Annotated in this window: 17 protein-coding genes and 2 tRNA genes; 6 read left to right on the forward strand and 13 right to left on the reverse strand. The window is 38.0% G+C overall.

The window, feature by feature from the left end; all coding sequences use genetic code 11:
• Positions 1 to 113 precede the first annotated feature (113 nt).
• Together rpe and H1R81_RS19215 are read left to right on the forward strand one after the other, a co-directional pair.
• Entirely contained in the window at positions 114 to 782 is a 669-nt protein-coding gene (rpe, locus tag H1R81_RS19210) for a ribulose-phosphate 3-epimerase (RefSeq protein ID WP_181842595.1), read from the forward strand.
• A gap of 15 nt (positions 783 to 797) precedes the next feature.
• Positions 798 to 2,540, forward strand: a complete 1,743-nt coding sequence (locus H1R81_RS19215; protein WP_181842376.1) for a glycosyltransferase family 39 protein — start codon at positions 798 to 800, stop codon at positions 2,538 to 2,540.
• 33 nt (positions 2,541 to 2,573) lie between these two features.
• Here H1R81_RS19215 and H1R81_RS19220 read toward each other — a convergent pair whose 3' ends face one another.
• The 4 genes from H1R81_RS19220 to H1R81_RS19235 all read right to left on the reverse strand — a co-directional run bounded on the left by H1R81_RS19220 (position 2,574) and on the right by H1R81_RS19235 (position 8,038).
• Positions 2,574 to 3,743 (reverse strand): DUF1624 domain-containing protein, encoded by a 1,170-nt coding sequence (locus tag H1R81_RS19220; protein ID WP_181842377.1) that lies wholly within the window; start codon positions 3,741 to 3,743, stop codon positions 2,574 to 2,576.
• Between the two features lie 73 nt (positions 3,744 to 3,816).
• Positions 3,817 to 4,533, reverse strand: a complete 717-nt coding sequence (locus H1R81_RS19225; RefSeq protein WP_181842378.1) for a hypothetical protein — start codon at positions 4,531 to 4,533, stop codon at positions 3,817 to 3,819.
• 213 nt (positions 4,534 to 4,746) lie between these two features.
• Positions 4,747 to 6,933 carry a S9 family peptidase gene (locus H1R81_RS19230; RefSeq protein ID WP_181842379.1) on the reverse strand — a complete coding sequence of 729 codons (2,187 nt, stop codon included), beginning with the start codon at positions 6,931 to 6,933 and terminating at the stop codon, positions 4,747 to 4,749.
• A gap of 229 nt (positions 6,934 to 7,162) precedes the next feature.
• Positions 7,163 to 8,038 carry a DMT family transporter gene (locus H1R81_RS19235; protein ID WP_181842380.1) on the reverse strand — a complete coding sequence of 292 codons (876 nt, stop codon included), beginning with the start codon at positions 8,036 to 8,038 and terminating at the stop codon, positions 7,163 to 7,165.
• A 209-nt stretch (positions 8,039 to 8,247) separates the two neighbouring features.
• Between H1R81_RS19235 and H1R81_RS19240 the strand changes: the two genes are divergently transcribed.
• The gene (locus tag H1R81_RS19240; RefSeq protein WP_181842381.1) at positions 8,248 to 8,622 is read left to right on the forward strand and encodes a hypothetical protein; all 375 of its coding nucleotides are present in this window, start codon (positions 8,248 to 8,250) and stop codon (positions 8,620 to 8,622) included.
• Between the two features lie 33 nt (positions 8,623 to 8,655).
• On the opposite strand, the gene H1R81_RS19245 is transcribed toward H1R81_RS19240, so the two are convergent.
• Both H1R81_RS19245 and H1R81_RS19250 read right to left on the reverse strand, forming a co-directional pair.
• Complete coding sequence (locus H1R81_RS19245) at positions 8,656 to 9,786, reverse strand: VCBS repeat-containing protein (protein ID WP_181842382.1); 1,131 nt, start codon at positions 9,784 to 9,786, stop codon at positions 8,656 to 8,658.
• Between the two features lie 156 nt (positions 9,787 to 9,942).
• Complete coding sequence (locus H1R81_RS19250; protein ID WP_181842383.1) at positions 9,943 to 10,380, reverse strand: SRPBCC domain-containing protein; 438 nt, start codon at positions 10,378 to 10,380, stop codon at positions 9,943 to 9,945.
• Between the two features lie 527 nt (positions 10,381 to 10,907).
• Between H1R81_RS19250 and H1R81_RS19255 the strand changes: the two genes are divergently transcribed.
• A complete protein-coding gene (locus tag H1R81_RS19255; protein ID WP_181842384.1) occupies positions 10,908 to 11,885 on the forward strand; it encodes an NAD(P)-dependent oxidoreductase in 978 nt (325 codons plus the stop codon).
• A 153-nt stretch (positions 11,886 to 12,038) separates the two neighbouring features.
• Here the strand turns inward: H1R81_RS19255 and H1R81_RS19260 are convergent.
• The 4 genes from H1R81_RS19260 to H1R81_RS19275 all read right to left on the reverse strand — a co-directional run bounded on the left by H1R81_RS19260 (position 12,039) and on the right by H1R81_RS19275 (position 14,377).
• Positions 12,039 to 12,115: transfer RNA gene (locus H1R81_RS19260), tRNA-Arg, on the reverse strand.
• Between the two features lie 59 nt (positions 12,116 to 12,174).
• A complete protein-coding gene (gene nuoK, locus H1R81_RS19265) occupies positions 12,175 to 12,480 on the reverse strand; it encodes an NADH-quinone oxidoreductase subunit NuoK (RefSeq protein ID WP_181842385.1) in 306 nt (101 codons plus the stop codon).
• Positions 12,481 to 12,656: 176 nt separating this feature from the next.
• Positions 12,657 to 13,214 (reverse strand): NADH-quinone oxidoreductase subunit J, encoded by a 558-nt coding sequence (locus H1R81_RS19270; protein WP_310588097.1) that lies wholly within the window; start codon positions 13,212 to 13,214, stop codon positions 12,657 to 12,659.
• Positions 13,214 to 14,377, reverse strand: a complete 1,164-nt coding sequence (locus H1R81_RS19275) for a 4Fe-4S dicluster domain-containing protein (protein ID WP_181842386.1) — start codon at positions 14,375 to 14,377, stop codon at positions 13,214 to 13,216. Before H1R81_RS19275 ends, H1R81_RS19270 begins: the two co-directional genes overlap by 1 nt.
• Before the next feature lie 154 nt (positions 14,378 to 14,531).
• Between H1R81_RS19275 and H1R81_RS19280 the strand changes: the two genes are divergently transcribed.
• A complete protein-coding gene (locus H1R81_RS19280) occupies positions 14,532 to 16,166 on the forward strand; it encodes an NAD(P)/FAD-dependent oxidoreductase (RefSeq protein WP_181842387.1) in 1,635 nt (544 codons plus the stop codon).
• Positions 16,167 to 16,225: 59 nt separating this feature from the next.
• Entirely contained in the window at positions 16,226 to 16,855 is a 630-nt protein-coding gene (locus tag H1R81_RS19285) for a CoA pyrophosphatase (protein ID WP_181842388.1), read from the forward strand.
• Between the two features lie 14 nt (positions 16,856 to 16,869).
• Here H1R81_RS19285 and H1R81_RS19290 read toward each other — a convergent pair whose 3' ends face one another.
• The 3 genes from H1R81_RS19290 to H1R81_RS19300 form a co-directional block, all read right to left on the reverse strand.
• Positions 16,870 to 18,396: an RtcB family protein gene (locus H1R81_RS19290; RefSeq protein ID WP_181842389.1), complete on the reverse strand. Its 1,527-nt coding sequence runs from the start codon at positions 18,394 to 18,396 to the stop codon at positions 16,870 to 16,872.
• A gap of 48 nt (positions 18,397 to 18,444) precedes the next feature.
• The gene (locus tag H1R81_RS19295) at positions 18,445 to 19,530 is read right to left on the reverse strand and encodes a slipin family protein (protein WP_220275265.1); all 1,086 of its coding nucleotides are present in this window, start codon (positions 19,528 to 19,530) and stop codon (positions 18,445 to 18,447) included.
• 559 nt (positions 19,531 to 20,089) lie between these two features.
• Positions 20,090 to 20,161, reverse strand: a tRNA-Asp gene (locus H1R81_RS19300).
• Between the last annotated feature and the right edge of the window lie 71 nt (positions 20,162 to 20,232).

Below are 20,232 nucleotides of genomic sequence, written 5' to 3' on the forward strand. Positions count from 1 at the left end.
TAATGACCTTTCTCATAAAAAACAACGATGGTTTCACAAATGTTATATTCCCCAGGCAAATTGTCTTCTCCGATTAAGGCATTTTTTTAATGAAAATCTCCTACCTTTGCGGCATGAAAAATACGATTATTGCTCCTTCTGTTTTGGCGGCCGATTTTGCCAATTTACAAAGAGATTCGGAAATGCTGAATAATTCAGCAGCGGACTGGTTTCATATTGATATTATGGATGGTGTATTTGTACCCAACATTTCTTTTGGAATGCCTGTGCTACAAGCTATTCAGCGCCATGCAACCAAGCCATTAGATGTACATCTGATGATTGTTCAACCCGAAAGATATGTAGAGACATTCAAAAAATTAGGTGCCGAAATCATTACGATACATTATGAGGCCTGCCCACACTTGCATCGTAATTTACAGCAAATAAGAGATTTAGGATGCAAAGCCGGAGTAGCGCTTAATCCGCATACACCAGTAAATGTACTTGAAGATATTCTGCATGATATTGATTTAGTTCTGATTATGTCAGTTAATCCGGGTTTTGGAGGTCAGAAATTTATTGAGCATACTTACAAAAAAGTAGAAAAGCTAAAAAAAATGATAGATGACAGAGGTCTTTCTACTATGATTGAGATAGATGGCGGTGTAACTACCAGCAATGCAAGAGCATTAGTAGCAGCCGGTGCTGATGCCTTAGTGGCTGGCAGCTTTGTATTCAATTCAGAGAATCCGACGCAAACAATTCTTGATTTAAAAACCATTTGCAAGGCAAATCTCTGATCTTACTAATTTCTTATGGCAAGTCTTGGCAAATTATCTACTTATATTTTATTAGCAAGTATTTTAGTGCTTGCTTTTTTTTTACGTTTCTATAATATAGGTGCACACGGACTTGCCGGAGACGAAAAGTATTCTTTGTTTGTAAGCCAGTTTGTGAGTTATGAGGGCAATAATCAAAGAAATTCTGTCCGAAAACCAGATAGCCCATATTTCACACCTCAGGAATTCTGGTCAGAGAAAAACATTCATGATTTCTTTGATTCTATTGCCCGTTTAGATACCGGAAACGGTTCACTATATACTTACACACTTCATTACTGGTCAAAGATTTTTGGCCTTGATGATGCCAACCTCAGAATACTCTCTTTACTATTTAATTTGTTGACTATTTTTCTGATTTTTGTCTTTGTCAAAACACATTTTCAATCAGAGAAGCTGGCACTTCTGGCAACTTTTCTGTCTGCGATTTCTCCTTTTTATATCAATTACTCGCAAGTAGCGCGTAATTATGCAATGCTTTTTTTCTTTGCATTGCTGGCTACTCACTTACTTTTATTGATTATTCAAAGAGAGAAAAACAAGCAAAAAACTACACTATACTATTTGTGTTATGGACTATCAGCTCTTGCCTGTGAGCTTTGTCATATATCCACGTTCCCGCTTTTCGTGATTCATGGTTTATATGTATTGCTGTATGTAAGACAATTAAGGGTATGGATAGGCCTGAGTTTAGCAATGATGATTCCGGTAGCAGGTATAATAACCTGGTTAAAATCAGCTGGTGGGCAATGGCTGTTTGATTATGTGCAGAATAGTGTAAAAGTTTATAATTATCTGGCTCAAACTTCTCCTGATGAGTATCTATCGGTGGCAACTCTGCCTAATATATTCAAACAATTAAGACACGTAATTTCATCAGCTTTTATCAGCAGCGAAGGGCTTTATCTGCATTTATCAGGTTTTAAGAATACACTCATTGCTATTGCAAGCCCAATTATAGGATTGATTTGCTTTAAACGGATTTCGTCAGATAGATGGAAAATAGCTGCTATAACTGTTTTAATAGCGCTCTCTCTTCTACTTTATTCCACAGCAAAATTTCAATTTCTCGTACTTTCACTAAACGTTGTCCTGATTGGCATTTTGTTGAATTATGTTGTGAAGAACTTTAAAAAACCTGATAATCCACTCGTCATTTTTCTGCTTTTATTAGTCATTATGCCTTTCGTATTTCTGATTATTTTCTCCTTACAGGATGGCAACACATTCAGAATTATCCCCCGATACATTGGTTATTCTTATGCATTCGGAATTATTCTGATGACCCTGTTAATCAGACATATCTGGCAGATGCAATCAAAGGTCAAGTATGTACTTTTCTTGCTTCTGTCTTTACAACTCTATTTAATTGTCGGAATCATCAGTAGTATCTGGCAGGATAACCCACCACGCTATTTTATGAATTTTCCTGAGCCTCGTCAGAAAAACCCCTATACTTTGGCTGCTGAGAAAATCCAGAACTTATACACAAAAGGAGATACCGTTATTTATTGCTCTTACAAAGACTCCATGCCGGGTGCGCAAGGTGCGCCAATATATTCAGTAGTTGATGCACAATTAACAAATTTCTATTTACCGAAAGAGTCGCAAATTATTCAAAGGGTAAATCCGGCCGAGCGTGATAAAATTATTCTCAAAAAGCCAGACGGAAAAGAAATTCTTATTTTTGACTTACAAGGTACAAAATATAGATATTAAAATTATCTAACGCTCTTAGCGGGATTCAGGATTTTACAGATAACTCAGCCACCATTTCTCTTTATGACTTTGCTTATAGGAATCAAATTTTTTACAAAGCGGATAAAGTAATAAGATAATTCCTGCCCAGATTAAATAGACGGTTCCAAGATTGTATCCAAAACCCTTTAAATCAAACTCCGGTGTGGTTTGTATCATTATTTGCCAGTCATAGCCACTTAGTTCCGCGAAAATCATTCCGAAAACACGTATCGCATACAAATGCAGGATGTAATAAAAAAATGGAACTCGACCGAATGTTGTGAAGAAATCAACTACCTTTCCTGACAGCTTTTCTGTATTGGCTAAAACTATTAATGCCACACTTAAAGTAACTAATAAATATAAAAGTGATGGAGGGTATTTGGTAATGTTCATAAACGACATAATTGTTTGTGGAATAGTATCGTATTTCTTCCACACCAAAGTATCTCCATAAATATTTATCCATCTCATTATCACAAATAATAGAATTGATGCTATGCCAATCCTGTTAAATAGTTTTCTTCTTTTGGCGGCACTAAACGACTGGGTATAGAAGCTACCAAAATAATAACCGAGTGCCATTACGCCTATCCAGGGTATAATCGGATAAAAGACATTTAGTTGCCGGGTATCTGATAATTTAAAATTACCAAATTCATGTAAGATACTCCATAATAAATTATCCTTAAAATGAACAGTATCAAGCGTATTATGCCCAAAAATTAATACGCAGGATAAAATTAAGATGAGATTTCGGGGTAGATGAATAATCGCCGCAAGAAAAATCATACTAATTCCCAAACACCAGATAACAGCAAGGTCAAAGTTTCTGAACTGAATATCAAGATACCAGGCAAAACTGATAATTGTCAGTTCAATAAAAACCAACCACAAACCCCTTGTGATAAGAAATATTGACAATTCATTTTCAGATTTCTTTCTGCTAACCATAAAGGCTGAGATACCGGCTAAAAAACTAAAAGTTGGTGCACAGAAATGGGTAATCCATCTGGTAATATAAATGGGGATTGTCGTGCGGGCGGGGTCTGTTAAATCAAGCAAATCTGGTGATTGATGGAAATAATCTCTTGTATGGTCAATGGCCATAATTACCATTACTAAACCTTTTAACAAATCAACTGATTCAATACGATTCTTCTTAGCGGTTGTCATACTCATTCGTTAAATAAATGTCTGAATTATTCAATCCGTCGTTAAAAACCCTGCGCCTACTCGGTGTAAAGTGATAATATTAAGTCAATGGCAGGCTTGCAAACCATTTGGCAAATTCATTTAAAAACGGAATGTTTATACTGAAAATCAATATAGAATGAACAATAATATACATCACAAGTACAAGCGGGAATATCCATCTTGCTTTTTTTTGTTTCCTTTCAATAATCATTAAGGCGATAAGTATCGCATAAATGATTCCGATTGTGGCAAAATATGCCAAAGCACCATTATTTTTAAAAACTGAATGGCCCATAAATCTTGCTAATGCCGGCTCAATAAAAACAATGCCCGTAGCAACCATAGCTCTTGCATGTATCTGATAATCACGTTTGTTTTTTATCGCAATACTATAGGTTATTGCTAAAATTAACAGGTCCTTAAACGGCACAAATAAAGAAAGCCCCATATCGTCTCTTTCCGAGCCTTTGATACGACTATGCACTAACAATAAAACAGATATAAATAATAGAGGCATAACTGCATAAGAAAGTTTGCCTATCATTCTATGAATCCCAAGTTTTTTCTTTCTTATTAATAGAGGCTGAATGATTAACATCATAATCCAGACAGACATCATAAAGGCATGAAAATGGAAATAAAATGAATAGGAGTTATTACCGTTAAAAAATCCTGAAAAATACGAAGGCCAGAAACCCAGTATTACTAAAATTACCAGGACAAAAAAGTAGTAACCCGAATTATCAAAGCGGATTTTTGATGTATTTGTTGGCATAGTGTTTTAGGTTAATTTTAAAAAAAGTAGTTTCAGTATAGTTTTTGTGCAGAGAGATTGCGGATAGAGCTAAATTTACGAATAAATATCAATTATTATAGCCATTTCTGATTGATTTTAGATAAATTACTATAAAACGTATAAACCCAGGCGCGGTGCGTCTGGGTTTATACGTTAATTGAATTTTATAATGAAGATAGTTTGTTGATGATTTTATTTCGCTCCGGGAGGGCAGTATTGTTTCAGATAATTGGTAAATAAAGTATTGAGGTGCATTCTTGTTCCTTCGCCTTCATAAATCCCATGCGAGCGGTTCGGATAAGGCATAAACTGGAACTGACGATTATGTTTAATCAGTTCATTTAATAATAGTTCTGCATTCTGATAATGCACGTTATCATCGCCAGTACCATGAATATATAGCAAATTTCCTTTCAGATTCTTGGCGTAAGTAATTGGTGAGCCTTTCAGAAAATCTTCTTTGTTTTCTTGTGGCAAGCCCATGTAGCGTTCCTGATATATATTATCATACTCCAACTGGTTACCTACCGCTGCTACAGCAATGCCTGTTTTATAAATTTCCGGATACTGGAACATCAGATTTAAGGTACAAGACCCCCCGCCACTCCAGCCATGTACGGCCACACGCTCGGAATCCACATAAGGCCATTGCAGAATTTTCTTAGCTGCCATTGCCTGATCTCTCGTATTAATTAACCCGATTTTACGGTAGATCGATTTCCTCCATGCTCTTCCTTTTGGCGCAGGCGTTCCCCGGTTATCTAACGAAAGATAAATGTAACCGTCTTCAGCCATATTACCTCTATACAAACTATTTCTTCCGACTCCAAACCGATCTACTACTGTTTGTCCGGCTGGTTCACTATACACCGTAAATACTATCGGATATTTCTTAGCAGGGTCAAAATTCTTAGGTTTAGCCATCCAACCGTCCATTTCCACGCCATCTTCAGTTGTTACTTTAAAAAACTCAATATTGGAGTTTTTCTTTTTTTCCGGGTCTATTTTTTTGCTTATATCATCTTTTGGATTTAAAGACTGATGTCCGGGTAAGGATACCCATTCTGTAGCCGGAATCGTATAGTAATTAGAAAAATTATGATACGCATACTTACCATTAGGCGAAATCTGATATTCGTGTGTTCCTTCTTCAATCGCTGGTGATACTCTTTCGGCTTCGCCTGTGCCATCTAATCTGGTACGGTAAAGGTACTTCTGCGTTGCATTTGTTGGCGAAGCCGTAAAATAGACATAACCTGTTGCTTCGTCTATCTGCTCCGGTGCTATCACATCATAGTTTCCTTTAGTAATCAATGTTTCACTTTTCCCGTCTCTCGATACTCGGAATAAATGTCTCCAGCCGTCTTTTTCACTAACCCAGACAAATTCTTTACCCCCACTCAACCATTCCCATCCGGCTGGGTTATCATCCGTCCATCGAGACCGTATATCTACCCATGCTTCATCAGTCTCTTCATAAATTGTATTAACTGCACCTGTTCTGGTATTAGCATACATTAGTTTACTATGATTCTGTTTACGGTTTAGTTGTTGCAGAATCAGTTCATTAGAATTACCAGCCCACTCCATTCGAGGAATATAGTTCTGACGGCTATCACCCGGCACTTTCATCCAGATAGTTTTAGCAGTAGCCACATCTACCACACCTACTTTACAAGCTGATGGTGCTTCTCCTACTTTGGGATATTCAACAGGCACTATAAACGAGTAGGTAGAGTCGGTATTGTTAATCATATAAAAATCTCTGATGGTATTGGCATCTATCTGCCAGTAAGCAATCGTTTTACTATCAGGACTCCAGCGGAAACCGTCTCTACAGCCAAATTCTTCTTCATATACCCAATCAAAAGTACCATTAATAAGTTTCTTTGTGCCATTGGTTGAGGTCAGAATCTTCGGTTTTCCTACTGCTAAATCTTCAACATATATATTATTTTTGCTTACATAAGCCGCTTTCTTGCCGTCGGGCGAAATCTTGGCAAACATCAGTGATGATTCAGGCAAAGAAGCACCCAATTTCTTCAACTCTTTGGTAGTCAAATCCAATACCCAGTAATCACCTCTGGTTTCATAGCGCCATACACGCCTGGTATTAGTAAAAATCAAAAGTTTTTTCTGATCATCACTAAAATTAAAGTCTTTAACTTCTAATGGTCTGGTACTTCCTTTAGGGGTTAATAAATCCTTACTTACTATTACATTGGCCAGTTGGGTAGTAAGGTCAAACTTCACGATTTGTTGTTGTTCGGCTGAATAATAGCCATTGCCATCTTTCGTCCATTTAGAAGATCGGCCGGGTTGAGCAGTAGCACCAAAAGTCACTATTGCTGTGCAAAGGCATAAGAGTTTTCTGAGCATAGTCTGATAAATGAAGGTTGATTGCGTGTTTGTCACTAAAATAAGGAAAAAAGCCGATTCTGGCAGTATCCCCTGAGAGATTAGACCATCAAAGATTTTACAGCGACAAAAGCTGAAAGCACTCAACAATTTAGTTTAGAGTAATTAAAGTGCTAATTTATTGCTTAAATTTTTACCAATACCTCACCCATTATGGGTGATATTGGTACTTCCGACAAAATAGAACAATTTATTTCCGACTTGTAAGCAATATACCTAAAAGAACTAAAACCCCTCCAGTAATTGTTGGTATTGTGAGTTTTTCTCCCAAAAAACTTACGGCAATCAACACAGCAAAAACAGGGGTAAGATTACCAATAATAGCTGATTTTGTGACACCTATCAGCCGGACGGCCTCATAATACCAGATGAATCCTAAGGCAGTTGCGGCAGCGCCCATATAGATGATAGCTACATAAGCCTGCCAGGGAGCAGCAGACATACGCTCAAACAGTTGATGCTGTAATGCCGGAACAAAAAGTATTACGCAACCTATCAAAGCAGAAAAAGCACTTAAAGTAAGAGCAGGCATGGCTTTTAATGCCAATTTGGCGGTCAGAGTATAGGCAGTCCAGGATAAGACTGCTCCTAGAATGAACCACTCTCCTATACCCCATGTACTTTGTGCCAACAGGTTACTGAAATCACCTCTTACAATGACCAGCATCGCTCCGGTGATTGAGATAATTATTCCTAACCATTTAAGTACGGTTACCTTCTCGCCAAAGAAAATGGCACTTCCTAAAGTAATCGTAATTGGCGAAAAAGCCACGATCAGCGAAGCCCTGACCGTAGGCATGTACTGAATGCCAATAAAAAAGCTTATATTATATAACACAACCCCTAATAGACCCGATATAGCTGCCCACTTCAATTGATTTACACTGATTTTCGGGAGTTTCTGTTCCTGCTTATAAAGCATGAGCATCAACAAAGATGCCCCAACCGTAAATCTTAAAAAGGCAGTTGAATAAGGCCCGAATGACTGCACGGCTATTTTTCCGGCTGCAAAGTTAGATCCCCAGAAAAATACCGTAGCGATTAGTTTCAGATATGTAACACGCATGAATCTAATAAATCGAAATGTCAGATTGACAAACAACATCTGAATAAAATACACTTCCTTAAACTATTTGGTTCGGTTTGGTAAAATTTTCTACACTTCTTCATCTGCTGTGTATTTTATATCACATTTTCTGACCTCCTGAAGCTATTTTAGTTCTAACCGTAGAGGGAATAGTAATTGTATAGTTATAAACATAAAATATGACAGCTATGGAAACACCGAAAAAAGAATATTCCGACAAAAGTACTGAGATGACCACAATGGTTAGCATCCTTGAGAAACTAAGAAAAAAAGGAGTTGATAAAGAATTCCGATGGACAGACAAGGGTTTTTGTATTGCTGACTCTGAGAGTTTCTACGAACCGGAAGACCTGAAAATTATTAAAACTTATCGTTTTGAGGGAGAATCGAGCCCATCAGAATCATCAATTCTTTATATTATTGAATCTAAAGACGGGCACATAGGTTATACTATAGATGCCTATGGTGCTTATAGCAACCATGAAAATGAAGAAGGTTATGATGAATTTGTGAGAGAAATTCCGGTAGTTGAAAAAGACGAAAGGTTAATTTTCGAACCATAATTTATCACTTCTATCAGTAAAAAGGGTTAAGCATTAGTGCTCAACCCTTCCTTCATTAAAAAATACAGCCAGGCCATCTTTACCTCCTACAATAATGTCTGGAGTACCTGATTTATCTACATCAGCTATTGAGAAATAATTACCTGTGCCTTTACCTATACCTAACGGCCCGAAAGCAATTACCTGCTTTGTAAACGACTCTCCATTCCATTGATAATAATATAAACCTATGGCATCATGTGCCCCCGGGTCTTTGCTATCATGTGCGCGGTATCTTTTGCCAGTTACTAATTCAGGCTGTCCGTCACCATCTAAATCCACCCATTTTAGCTCATGAAATTGAGAATTAAAAGGGTCAATCGGGTGTTTTTTCCAGATGCCATTCGCCTGTTGTTCATACCAGTCAAGCCCATAGCCATGCCCCTGCCCTACTATCAAATCATTTTTACCATCTTTATTTACATCGGCTACAATAGCTGGTAGGCCCATATCGCCCAATTTAAATTCTTCGTGTAATGTCCATTTACCGTTTTTTCTGTCCACAGGAGCTTCCAGCCAACCATTAGAGATAACAAAATCACCGCGCCCATCTCCATTTATATCTCCGAAGCCTAAACCATGACCATGCTTTTCAAATACCTGAATTTTATCAAATTCTCCCGTTTTTTTGCCTGAGGGATCTTTTTTAGCCTTATAATAAACTAATGGGTGCCCCAGATTATTAGGTACTATTTCGTCTTCTCCATCGCTATCTATGTCAAATAGCCTTACTCCTTCTACATTTTTAATCCCATCCCCAACAATATGCTCTTTCCATGGATTGGTATTTCCCGGATTTTCATACCATCTTACGTTATTACCCCACCAACCTCCGCTTATAAAATCAATTTTTCCGTCATCGTTTACGTCCATCGGCAAAGTTGCAAAATCATCCCAATACTCACCATGACGTTTTACCTCACCAATATAAAATCGGTCAACGAAGTTCGGACCTTTATACCAGTAAGCCCCTGAAACAATATCAGGATTCCCGTCTTTATCCACATCAAACACACCTGCGGTCTCAAAAGACTCTGCGGCTATTTGCTGACGACGGAATTTTAACGGTCCTTTTTGGGCATAAGCCCAATGTACCAGACAAAAAAGAAAAATAAAATATTTCATAGACAGGTTTGAATAGAGTTTTGTGTTGAGAGGTCATAACCGGAGTCGATAATATCCATGATAGAATAACACAGGCACCATTTGTCAGATTATGTATTTGGCTGAATATAGAATTTTGTTTTGGTCTCTCCTTTATGTACTCTTATGCTCGCTTACTTAGTGCTTGCTATTGAATAAATCCCGCAAGCCTTTAATGATTCTTGTCCAGCCTTTTTGTGATTTTTTATATCTTTCTTCGGCTCCTTCTCCCTGTCCTACGTCGTCGGTAATAGTAAGAGTGGTTTTACTGTCTTCAAAGCTCAGTGTATCTGTTACAACCGAAAAACTTGAAGTACTTTCTTTTGAATGGGTATTATCCAGGCTATATTTTAATAGTTTTCCAGGAATAATTTCTAATATTATTCCTTTCATTTCTATCTTTTTTATCAGAAATATGCGCCCTACAAAGGTAATATTGCTCCCTACCTCCCAATCAGAAAAAACTTTACAGTGAAAAAAATATTTTCTGGTTTTTTCAGGATTAGTCAAGGCATCCCAGACTTGGGCAGGAGTTGCGTTTAATACAGTTTTTCTTTTTACGATAAATTCTTTCATAACACACGATCATTTAGTTGTGAACCGGAACTCTACCAATTTACCCAAAATAACGTGCCTGCTTATAACGAAAAAACATCCTGGATAGCAATTTAAGGAGGAAATAAGGGGTTTGCAAGAGATATAATGAATACTTAGAAACAATTTATACTGAGATACCTTGTTTTGAACATTACTTTCTTCTTCCTCAAATTATCTTTGATTATTCCTGCCACTTGCCATAAATTATTGATGATATATCTAAGAACTTCATTATACACTCTGATTCTTTATGGTTTTTCCAACAGACCAGCTACTAAAAACCCGCTCCACTCAAACTCTGAACCGTCGTTTTGAGTAATTCATTGCTTTCATTTCATTATTTATCATGACCAACTAATATACAAACCTCTTCATCTGTCTAAATTTATATTTTGAAGATCTGGTAGAAAATCCTTTATCCGGATAAGGTCATATCAGCACTAATACGTATATTGTAAGGTGAAACTAAAAAAGGCACTAACCACGCTTTAACCACGTTATTCGAAATGCAAATAATCATCACCGGAGCCGCTGGATTTATAGGCTCCAATCTTGCCGCACGTTTACTCAATGAAGGATATAGTGTTGTTGGCATAGATAATTTCAGTTATGGAAAACATGAGAATTTAAGGTTTCTCCTGAAACACAAAAACTTCAGCTTTATAGAAGGCGATCTTTTACATGAATCAGTCTACGAGCAGCTCAAGGGTGATGTTATCATTCATCTGGCCTCTCAGAAAATCCCGCGTTATAGTAGTGCTAGTAAAACGCTACAGGATAATTCAAGAATTCTTTCATTCATTATCGACAAATGCAAAAAAGACAACCAGCGATTGCTATACGCTTCTACCTCTGATATCTATGGAAAAAACCCTGATACCCCTTATCATGAAGAATCGAATATTGTACTTGGTCCGCCAACCATAAAACGATGGGCATATGCCCTTTCAAAAATTTATGGAGAGCAATTGATTATGGCAAACCATCAAGATTTTAATTTGCAGTTTACCATCTTTCGCCTCTTCGGTTCTTATGGCCCAAATCAGAATACAACATGGTGGGGAGGGCCACAAGCTGTTTTTATTCAGAATATCCTCGAAGGTAAACCTCTTGAAATTCATGGTGATGGATTACAAACCAGAACATTTACCTATATAGACGATACCATTGAAGGGATATTTCACTGTCTGAAAGATCCACGTGCGCAAAACGAAATCTTTAATATTGCCGGCAATCCGGAAGAAGAAATTTCTATTATTAGTCTGGCGAAGAAAATCTGGTACCAGATGAAAGGGCTCAACAGCTTTCCTCAAATCGCTTTCATACCTTATACTTCATTCGGAAATTATGAAGACGTAAAAAAAAGAGTGCCTTGTATCAACAAAATCATGAAGTTTGGTTACAGACCACAATGGACTCTCGACAAAGGTCTGGAGAAAACAATCGAATGGCAGATAAGCAGAAATAAATATTGTAGAGCGTAGCTACTTTATTCCAATTTAAAAACAGAACCAGTTAAATTAAATTACAATTAGCAAAACTGTGAGCATGATGATTCTTATAGTTGCTAATAGTTTGCTGACTATTTCAAACAAAAAACCCTTCAAATAGCACTATTTGAAGGGTTTTTATACTTTTGGTGACCGCGTAGGGATTCAAACCCCAAACCTTCTCATCCGTAGTGAGACGCTCTATTCAGTTGAGCTACGCAGCCATATTCCCGATTTGGGACTGCAAAGGTAGCAAGTCTACTGCTATTTGTCAAATACTTTTTTACTTTTTTAATTCATTAGCCGACTCGAGGTCAACATTCTTAAAATAGTCATATATTTTCATGATTATTGCCAATGCTACCGTTATTTCAGCCGCTGCAATTACCATCACAAACAAAGCAAACATTTGTCCTTGCAAACGATTAGGGTCGTACTGGCTGAACGCAATCAGGTTCAGATTTACAGCATTAAGCATCAATTCAACCCCCATTAACACTAAAATGGCATTGCGCTTTGTAACAGCCACCGCCAGACCAATAGAAAACAACAAAGCCCCAATAATGAGATAATTTTGAATGTATATCATTTACGATGGTGAATAATGAATTTTGAATTGGTAAATATTGTCTGAACTATGATTTACCTGATTTTTGTGATTTCTCGGATGAATTCAAATTGATTAATTATATACTTTTATTGCGATTTTATAATTAGAATCAGGTAAATCACACAAATCAGATAAATCAAAGTTCAAGACATCTCCTAAATCTTCTCCTTCTTTGCTACATAAGCAGCTCCTATTAAAGCAGCCAACAATAATAAGCCAATAATTTCAAAAGCAAAAACATAATTAGTCATTAACTCAACCCCTATTTTCTGCACAGTGGTTCCTTGATGCATTTCTTTACCGACTAACTGGAAATTAGCCGTAAAAATAATTTTCAGAAACCCTAAAAATAGTAGCCCTGCCACAATAGTTACCCAAAAACGATTATGATGACTAACCAGAATTTTATTCAACTGATCTGACTTCTGTTGCTCTTTTTTCTTATTAGTCAACATAATCCCGAAAATCATCAGAATCAGAATCCCTCCCACATAAATCATAATCTGGCTTACTGCCAGAAAATCTGCTCCGGCAAAAACATATAATCCTGCTACACCCAAAAGCGTAATCAATAAGCTAAAGGCTGCATACAGCACATTTCTCGTGAATAGCAGAAAACCTGCCCCACCAATAGTAATAGAGGCAAATGTGAAAAATGCAATTTGCAATACTAATTGTTGGTCGATATTTTTCAATAAATCTTCGATATTCACTATTCTGGTTTTTTAGGTTGAATTTTCATTGTTGGTTTAAAAACAGCCTTTGGTTTTGGATTTTCTTCTTCCACTTTTTCTTGCTTCACTTCTTCCGGTGCAACATTTTCTATAGGTTTCTGTGTCGGTTTAAACACAGGTTTGAATGAGGCTCTTGGCTTTGGAGTTTCTTCTTCTGCCTTGCCCTCTTTTGTCTCTTCCGGCGAAACACTCTCAACCGGTTTTGTTGTTTTAAACACAGGTTTGAATGAGATTCTTTGTTTGGGGACTGCCTCCTCTATTTTTTCTTCTTTTACCTTTTCAGGTGCAGCATCCTCAACAGGTTTTGGGGTTACTTTCATGACAGGCTTAAATACAGGTTTTGCCTTTGGTATTTCATCTGCTGCTTTCTCCTCTGTTTTAGGTGTTTCATCATCCTCTTTCTTTACTGTTTTCATTACGGGTCTGAAAACAGGCTTAGGCTTTGGTGCTTCTTCTGCTTCTTTTACGCCTTCTGATCCTACGACTGAGGGCTTTGCTATCGGTCTGAAGTTTGGTTTAAATGCAGGTTTAGGTCTATCCGTTTCTGTTGTAGATTCTGTCGGAGTTTTCTCTTTTGGTGCTGCTTTCAAGGCTTCTTTTTCTGCCACAAACTGCTCATACAATTTCCGTTTCTCATCTGCCTGTTGTGGAGACAGGTTAGAAAACTCAAAATTCATTTGTGTAATATCTACTACGCTGAAATCATATTCGTTAGTCATAGTCAGGCATTCTGTCGGACAAACCGTAGTACATAATCCACAGAAACAACACTTGGCCATATCAATATCAAACCTGGCGGCATATAACCGGATAGGTGAGCCATCAGAAGCATAACTGATGATTTCAGAAGACTTAATCGGTTCAATATCAATGCAATCAACAGGGCAAATCTTGGCACATTTATCACATACAATACAATCGTCTATCTCACAATCTAACTGGTAACGACCATTATCTGGCACCAACATAGATTCGTGCGGAAACTGAAGGGTAACAATTCCTGTATCCTGATCAAAATAATCAGGGTTCTGTATGGAAATGGGACTTCTGCTTTCACGTGCATTCCAGAAATGTCGCAACGTCAGGCTCATGCCTTTCACCGTTGTTTTTATCCCATGTCTTATATCTCTAAAATATCCCATTAAAATATCCGGTCATCAGAGCTTAATTCTATAAGCTCTATAGGTTAATCCTTCTGCAAATATAAACCCAAATTTGCCATTTCATTTGTAAAACCCTAATTTTGGCAAAAAGATTTACATACTCTCTATATTAAAGGATAAACACCTTTCACCAATGCGACAATTATTTACGCTTGTATTAGAGCCTGAGGTGGCTCTTGATGATACAGCTTTACGCCAGTTCCTTCTCAAACAATCTTCTTTACCTGATACTACCGAAAAAGTTTATATCCAAAAACTCCGCCAGTCTATTGATGCCCGAAACCGACAGGTAAAAGTCAATCTCGAAGTAGAACTTTACATTGGAGAAAAGCCTCTACCTGTAATGGAGTTTCAGAAAAACTACCCCAATGTCAGCAAAAATAAACAGGCTATTGTTGTTGGTGCAGGCCCTGCTGGATTGTTTGCAGCTTTGCGGCTAATAGAGTTAGGCATAAAGCCTATTATACTTGAACGTGGCAAAGATGTACAGGCACGAAGGAGAGATTTATCTGCTATCAATAAAGACCATTTAGTTAATCCTGACTCTAACTATTGCTTTGGAGAGGGCGGAGCTGGCACTTATTCGGATGGCAAACTCTATACCCGGTCAAAAAAACGAGGTGATGTCCGAAGGATTTTAGAAATTCTGGTAGCACATGGCGCAACTTCTCAAATTTTGGTAGATGTCCACCCACATATCGGTACCAATAAGTTGCCTAAGGTAGTAGCCGACTTAAGAGAAAGTATTCTAAATGCAGGTGGGGAAATTCTTTTTAACACCAAGGTTACTGATTTAACTATCGTCAATAATCAGATTAAAGGCGTAGATACGCATGACGGACAGCATTTCGAGGGAATAGCTGTGATATTAGCCACAGGGCATTCGGCCAGAGACATTTTTGAATTATTGTTCAAGAAAAATATCCTGATTGAAGCCAAGCCATTTGCCATGGGAGTGCGAATAGAGCATCCACAATCATTAATAGACCAACATCAATATCATCGCCCTGAAAGAGGCATATTGCCAGCGGCTGCTTATAGTCTGGTAGCACAAACCAACTATAAAAATGTACAGCGTGGGGTATTCAGTTTTTGTATGTGTCCGGGTGGATTCATTGTTCCGGCGGCGACCGATGAGGGTGAACTGGTGGTTAATGGTATGTCACCTAACCGTCGGGATTCTAAATATGCCAATTCTGGAATTGTAGTGGCTATCAATGAGGCAGACTGGCAGAAAAATAAAAAACTGGGGGCTTTGGCAGGATTAGAACTACAAAAAGAAGTGGAGCAAAAAGCATTTCAATTTGCAGTAAAAAGCCGTCAGTTTGCCAAGATTAATCAGGAGAAAAACCTTCTGGAAGATACCCCGATTCAGCATTGCCAATTAGCACCTGCCCAAAGACTGGTTGATTTTTTGAACGGAAAAATATCCTCTTCTCTAAATTCTACCTCTTATCAACCGGGGCTGTCTTCTTTAGATATGGCAGAAGTTTTACCCGACATTATTGCGCGTCCACTACAAGATGGATTTAAGCAATTTGGTAAAATGATAAAAGGCTATGTAACTAATGAAGCACAATTGATTGGCATCGAGAGCCGGACATCATCACCTGTCAGAATTCCACGTGACAAAGAAACCCTTGAACATTTACAGATAAAAGGGCTTTTTCCTTGTGGAGAAGGGGCTGGTTTTGCAGGTGGGATAGTGTCGGCTGCGATGGATGGCGAGAGATGTGCTGAGCAATTGGCTAAACTTTACGGTGCTTAAATAAAGTTTTTTGCTTAAATTGCAAAAACTAAATATTAACCTAACGTCTTTTTAACATCGTGAATTTCGCTGACTTCATTAGTAAGCTTTCCCACCGATTGGCCAATTATCCACTTCCAGGACATGAAGAAATCGTAAAAAAGATGTCGCCCAACCGAATGAGGTTGAAGGGTGAACCTAATGAAAGTACCCGCCGAAGTGGTGTATTGCTTTTGTTTTATCCGAAAGGCGAAGTCATCTATTTACCGCTTATTCTACGACCGCAATATGATGGTGTACACGGTGGACAAATGGCCTTCCCGGGTGGCAGGGCAGAACTCAAAGATAAAAATATTCAGGCAACTGCCTTAAGAGAAGCACAGGAAGAAATAGGAATCAAGGCATCCGATGTGAAAATTATTGGTAATCTAACCGAATTATATATCAACCCCTCAAATCTACTTTGTCAGCCGGTAATGGGATATATCAATTATAAACCTGATTTTTATCCTGATGAGCGTGAAGTGGAAGATATTCTGGAAGTGCCGCTATCTGACTTTATAAATCCAGATACCGTACAAAACCGATTTGTAGAGGCCAGAGGATACAAATTTGAAACGCCTGGTTTTATTATTCAGGAACAAATTGTTTGGGGTGCCACAGCCATGATGATTGCAGAATTGATTGAGATAATGAAAGATATTAAATAAAAAACGAGAAGAAATTAATCTTCCCGTCTTTCTCTGCGATTGGCATCTGCCATTCTTACAATTTTTGGAGTAAACTTAGCTAATACATCTACCAGATCGGTTTGTGAAGCAATGACGGTTTCGATATTTTTATAAACCATAGGTGCTTCATCTAAATCTCCGCCTATTAATTGTACTCCTTTATCCTCTAATACCTTCTTCATAGCATTATGGGTAATAGAACTCAATGCTTTGGTTCTTGACATTAAGCGTCCAGCACCATGAGACGCCGAGTTTAATGCCTCAATTACACCTTTACCGCGTACAACAAAGCCAGGGTCTGTCATTGAGCCTGGAATAATTCCTAAGTCATTTCGACTTGCCGGAGTAGCTCCCTTTCTATGTACTATTATCTCTGTACCATCAGCCAGTGCCTCTTTCCAGGCAAAATTGTGGTGATTTTCAACTATTTTGATTGGTTGTTCACCCAACATTCTGGCTATCTTTTTATGAATTTCATGGTGATTGGCTGACGCATAGTCTCCTGCCAGATTCATGGCAATCCAATACTCCTGCCCTTCCTGGGTATTCATATCTAACCATGCCAGATGAGCTGCATCTTTTGGCAGTTTAGTTTTCTTCATAGCTACCTTAGAGTAATAGTTGGCGATAGCCCCACCAAAACCTCTTGAACCTGAATGCGATAAAAGTGCCAGATATTCTCCTTTAGGCACAGCCAATAAGTCATCATCTTCAAATACTTCTACTATCCCCCACTCTACAAAATGGTTGCCAGTACCTGATGTACCCAACTGACGGTAGGCCTTATCCTTCAAATCACGGATGATTTTTGTAGCTGTCCATTCTGTCTTATCCATTACGGCTTCATCAAACTTGTGAGCCGTTTCTCCACCTACACCAAACCTGGTATTATCTACGAGCGCACGTTTCAGTAAATGAGGCTGGCGATTGAAGAAATCACTCGGAATATCAAAAACTGACAAACACATTCGGCAGGCAATATCTACTCCTACAGCATACGGGATAACCGTATTATTGGTGGTAGCCAACACGCCTCCAATAGGCAATCCATAGCCTTGGTGGGCATCTGGCATTAAAGCGCCCGCCACAGCAACGGGCAGGCTAAGAGCCGTTTCCATTTGTTTCAAAGCCCCCTCCTCAATATGTTCAGCACCGTAAATCTGATAGGGCAAAGCCGAAGTCCGCAAATCAAAAGCAATAGTTTTTTGCCTTTCTTTTTCCTCCATTTCAAATACAAGAGATTCAGCAGGCAGATAGCTTCTCCCCTCTTCTGAAAGTTCAACTTTCGTTCCTTGCTTTTCTAAGTCAAAAATCTCTTTTGCCAGGTTGGTTACCTTATTTTTTGAATAGGCAAATTTCTTGGGACTAGCCAACATCTGCGCAAATAGGCACAATACCTTTTCTTTAGGATATTCAGCCTTTTGATGCAATCCGTTAGCTATTCTCAGAAAACTGCCTTGCAGATTTTCGGGTATATTCCCTAACGCCAGTATTTCTTCTAATAAAATTGTTGTTTCCATTTAATGATTTTATGTAGTGGGTAAAAATTTTCGACCCCTACCCTATTTTTAATTTTTCAAGAATATCTGCTTCAATTGGTCGAGAATCTGTCCATTGCCTGAAACTGAAATATCTCCGATTTTATCTGCAATTTTCTCTACATATTCCATCTCTTTCAGTTTCCATAAGGTTTCGTTTTCTTCCATCAATTTGGCAGTGTTCAACAAGCTACGCATAGAGGCCGTTTCTTCTCTACGCATAATGATATTGGCCTGGGCTTTTTTCTCAGCCATTAATACCTGATTTATAATATCTTTCATATCTCCGGGCAGGATAATATCACGAATACCACAACCTTTGATTTCGATACCCAAACCTACCAATTTGTCGGCAGTATTTTTCAATACGAAATCAGTAATGCTATCTTTTTTATCCAGCAATTCGTCTAAAGTTAAACCCCCAATATATTCCCGCAAAGCTAATTGTAATACAACATATACTTGTTTTTCGTAGTCTTTGTTCTCATACATAGCTTTCACAATATCGATGATACGATATTGCACAAAGGCATTCAAACGCAAATTTGCTTTGTCTTTAGTCAGAATTTCCTGTCCTGAAATCTCCAGTTGCAATTGACGCATATCAGCTTTGGCTACCTGAATAGTAATCGAATTTTTCCACCAGTAATAAGTACCCCCTTCTAAAATACGCGCAAATTTACCATCTACAATCAAGACGCCTTTTTCGTAAGCCTCAACAGTATAGCTCCTTACATATGGCAATAATTTAGTGCTGATTAACTGAAGACTAAAAGCCTCGGTAATCTCGATTTTACTCAAATCAATAGCCATATAAGTATAGTTTATAAAACCTTTCCAAAAAGCGTACTTACCAGGAGTAAATACGGTTTTGAAACGATTATCTTCAAACTGAACCATTAGCTCATTGTCGTTTACTTCAATAACATCTAAAGCTTCCACTATTTCTGTATATTGCAATAGTGCATTTAGTTCAATTGGGGCTTCAAATGCAGTTCCTTTTTCATAAACATAAATTTCTTCATTTCCCCAAAACCCATAAGAACCTTCCTCAAGCAATTGCTTGAAAGCTTTATTTTTCAGAACTAACGCTATTTGGTTGGCATTTACTTTCATAATAATGATAATTTTAATAATTACTTTGTTAAAAAATCAGTCTTACATTACCCGATTCTTTGAAACGGAAATCAGATTAAGATAGACTTCGATAATCGGTTCTATAGCCTTAGGCTGGTCTATAATTCTAAAGTGTCTGTCTCTCGTAACCATGAGACAGCTACCTTATAATATATATAGCTGTGCAGCATTGAAGCAATCACCTCTATCTATCGGTATCCTCTTCTTTGCAAGTCTGGACTGAACTGTGTTTTCGCGAAGGAGAAAACACCCGAATAGTTTCAGACTGATTTAATTGTTTTCTAAATTATGGAGTGGAAGTCCATTGTGTTAACCATTACACGACAAGCCCTCACGAGCCTGGCAGGATTCGAACCTGCATTTTTGTCTGTTGCTCTACCAACTGAGCTACTGCCCTATTAGTCGGGCGGATTGGACTTGAACCAATGACACACAGATTAATTAATAGAAACTTTATTGACAGCATATTGGTAGCTATTGCTCCAACACTATGGGGCTATACCGAAGCCCTCATCAGGTTCAATGTTGATTTCTATTGCGGAACATACGAGAATCGAACTCGTGCCTCTACCGTGACAGGGTAGGATGATAACCATTTCACCAATGTTCCATTAAAAATTTCTATCTCGAAACATACGAGAGTGGGACGCCACCCCGGTCGAACTCGTGCCGCTACCGTGA

It is taken from the genome of Emticicia sp. BO119 (assembly GCF_013912375.1).
Lineage (GTDB): Bacteria > Bacteroidota > Bacteroidia > Cytophagales > Spirosomataceae > Emticicia.

What these genes read in the sequence shown, in the direction of transcription:
- nuoK (WP_181842385.1), bottom strand. Translation starts at nt 12,480, where the DNA reads ATGATATACATTCAAAATTATCTCATTATTGGGGCTTTGTTGTTTTCT.
- rpe (WP_181842595.1), top strand. Translation starts at nt 114, where the DNA reads ATGAAAAATACGATTATTGCTCCTTCTGTTTTGGCGGCCGATTTTGCC.
- H1R81_RS19275 (WP_181842386.1), bottom strand. Translation starts at nt 14,377, where the DNA reads ATGGGATATTTTAGAGATATAAGACATGGGATAAAAACAACGGTGAAA.
- H1R81_RS19225 (WP_181842378.1), bottom strand. Translation starts at nt 4,533, where the DNA reads ATGCCAACAAATACATCAAAAATCCGCTTTGATAATTCGGGTTACTAC.
- H1R81_RS19220 (WP_181842377.1), bottom strand. Translation starts at nt 3,743, where the DNA reads ATGAGTATGACAACCGCTAAGAAGAATCGTATTGAATCAGTTGATTTG.
- H1R81_RS19295 (WP_220275265.1), bottom strand. Translation starts at nt 19,530, where the DNA reads ATGAAAGTAAATGCCAACCAAATAGCGTTAGTTCTGAAAAATAAAGCT.
- H1R81_RS19280 (WP_181842387.1), top strand. Translation starts at nt 14,532, where the DNA reads ATGCGACAATTATTTACGCTTGTATTAGAGCCTGAGGTGGCTCTTGAT.
- H1R81_RS19250 (WP_181842383.1), bottom strand. Translation starts at nt 10,380, where the DNA reads ATGAAAGAATTTATCGTAAAAAGAAAAACTGTATTAAACGCAACTCCT.
- H1R81_RS19230 (WP_181842379.1), bottom strand. Translation starts at nt 6,933, where the DNA reads ATGCTCAGAAAACTCTTATGCCTTTGCACAGCAATAGTGACTTTTGGT.
- H1R81_RS19245 (WP_181842382.1), bottom strand. Translation starts at nt 9,786, where the DNA reads ATGAAATATTTTATTTTTCTTTTTTGTCTGGTACATTGGGCTTATGCC.
- H1R81_RS19290 (WP_181842389.1), bottom strand. Translation starts at nt 18,396, where the DNA reads ATGGAAACAACAATTTTATTAGAAGAAATACTGGCGTTAGGGAATATA.
- H1R81_RS19240 (WP_181842381.1), top strand. Translation starts at nt 8,248, where the DNA reads ATGGAAACACCGAAAAAAGAATATTCCGACAAAAGTACTGAGATGACC.
- H1R81_RS19235 (WP_181842380.1), bottom strand. Translation starts at nt 8,038, where the DNA reads ATGCGTGTTACATATCTGAAACTAATCGCTACGGTATTTTTCTGGGGA.
- H1R81_RS19215 (WP_181842376.1), top strand. Translation starts at nt 798, where the DNA reads ATGGCAAGTCTTGGCAAATTATCTACTTATATTTTATTAGCAAGTATT.
- H1R81_RS19255 (WP_181842384.1), top strand. Translation starts at nt 10,908, where the DNA reads ATGCAAATAATCATCACCGGAGCCGCTGGATTTATAGGCTCCAATCTT.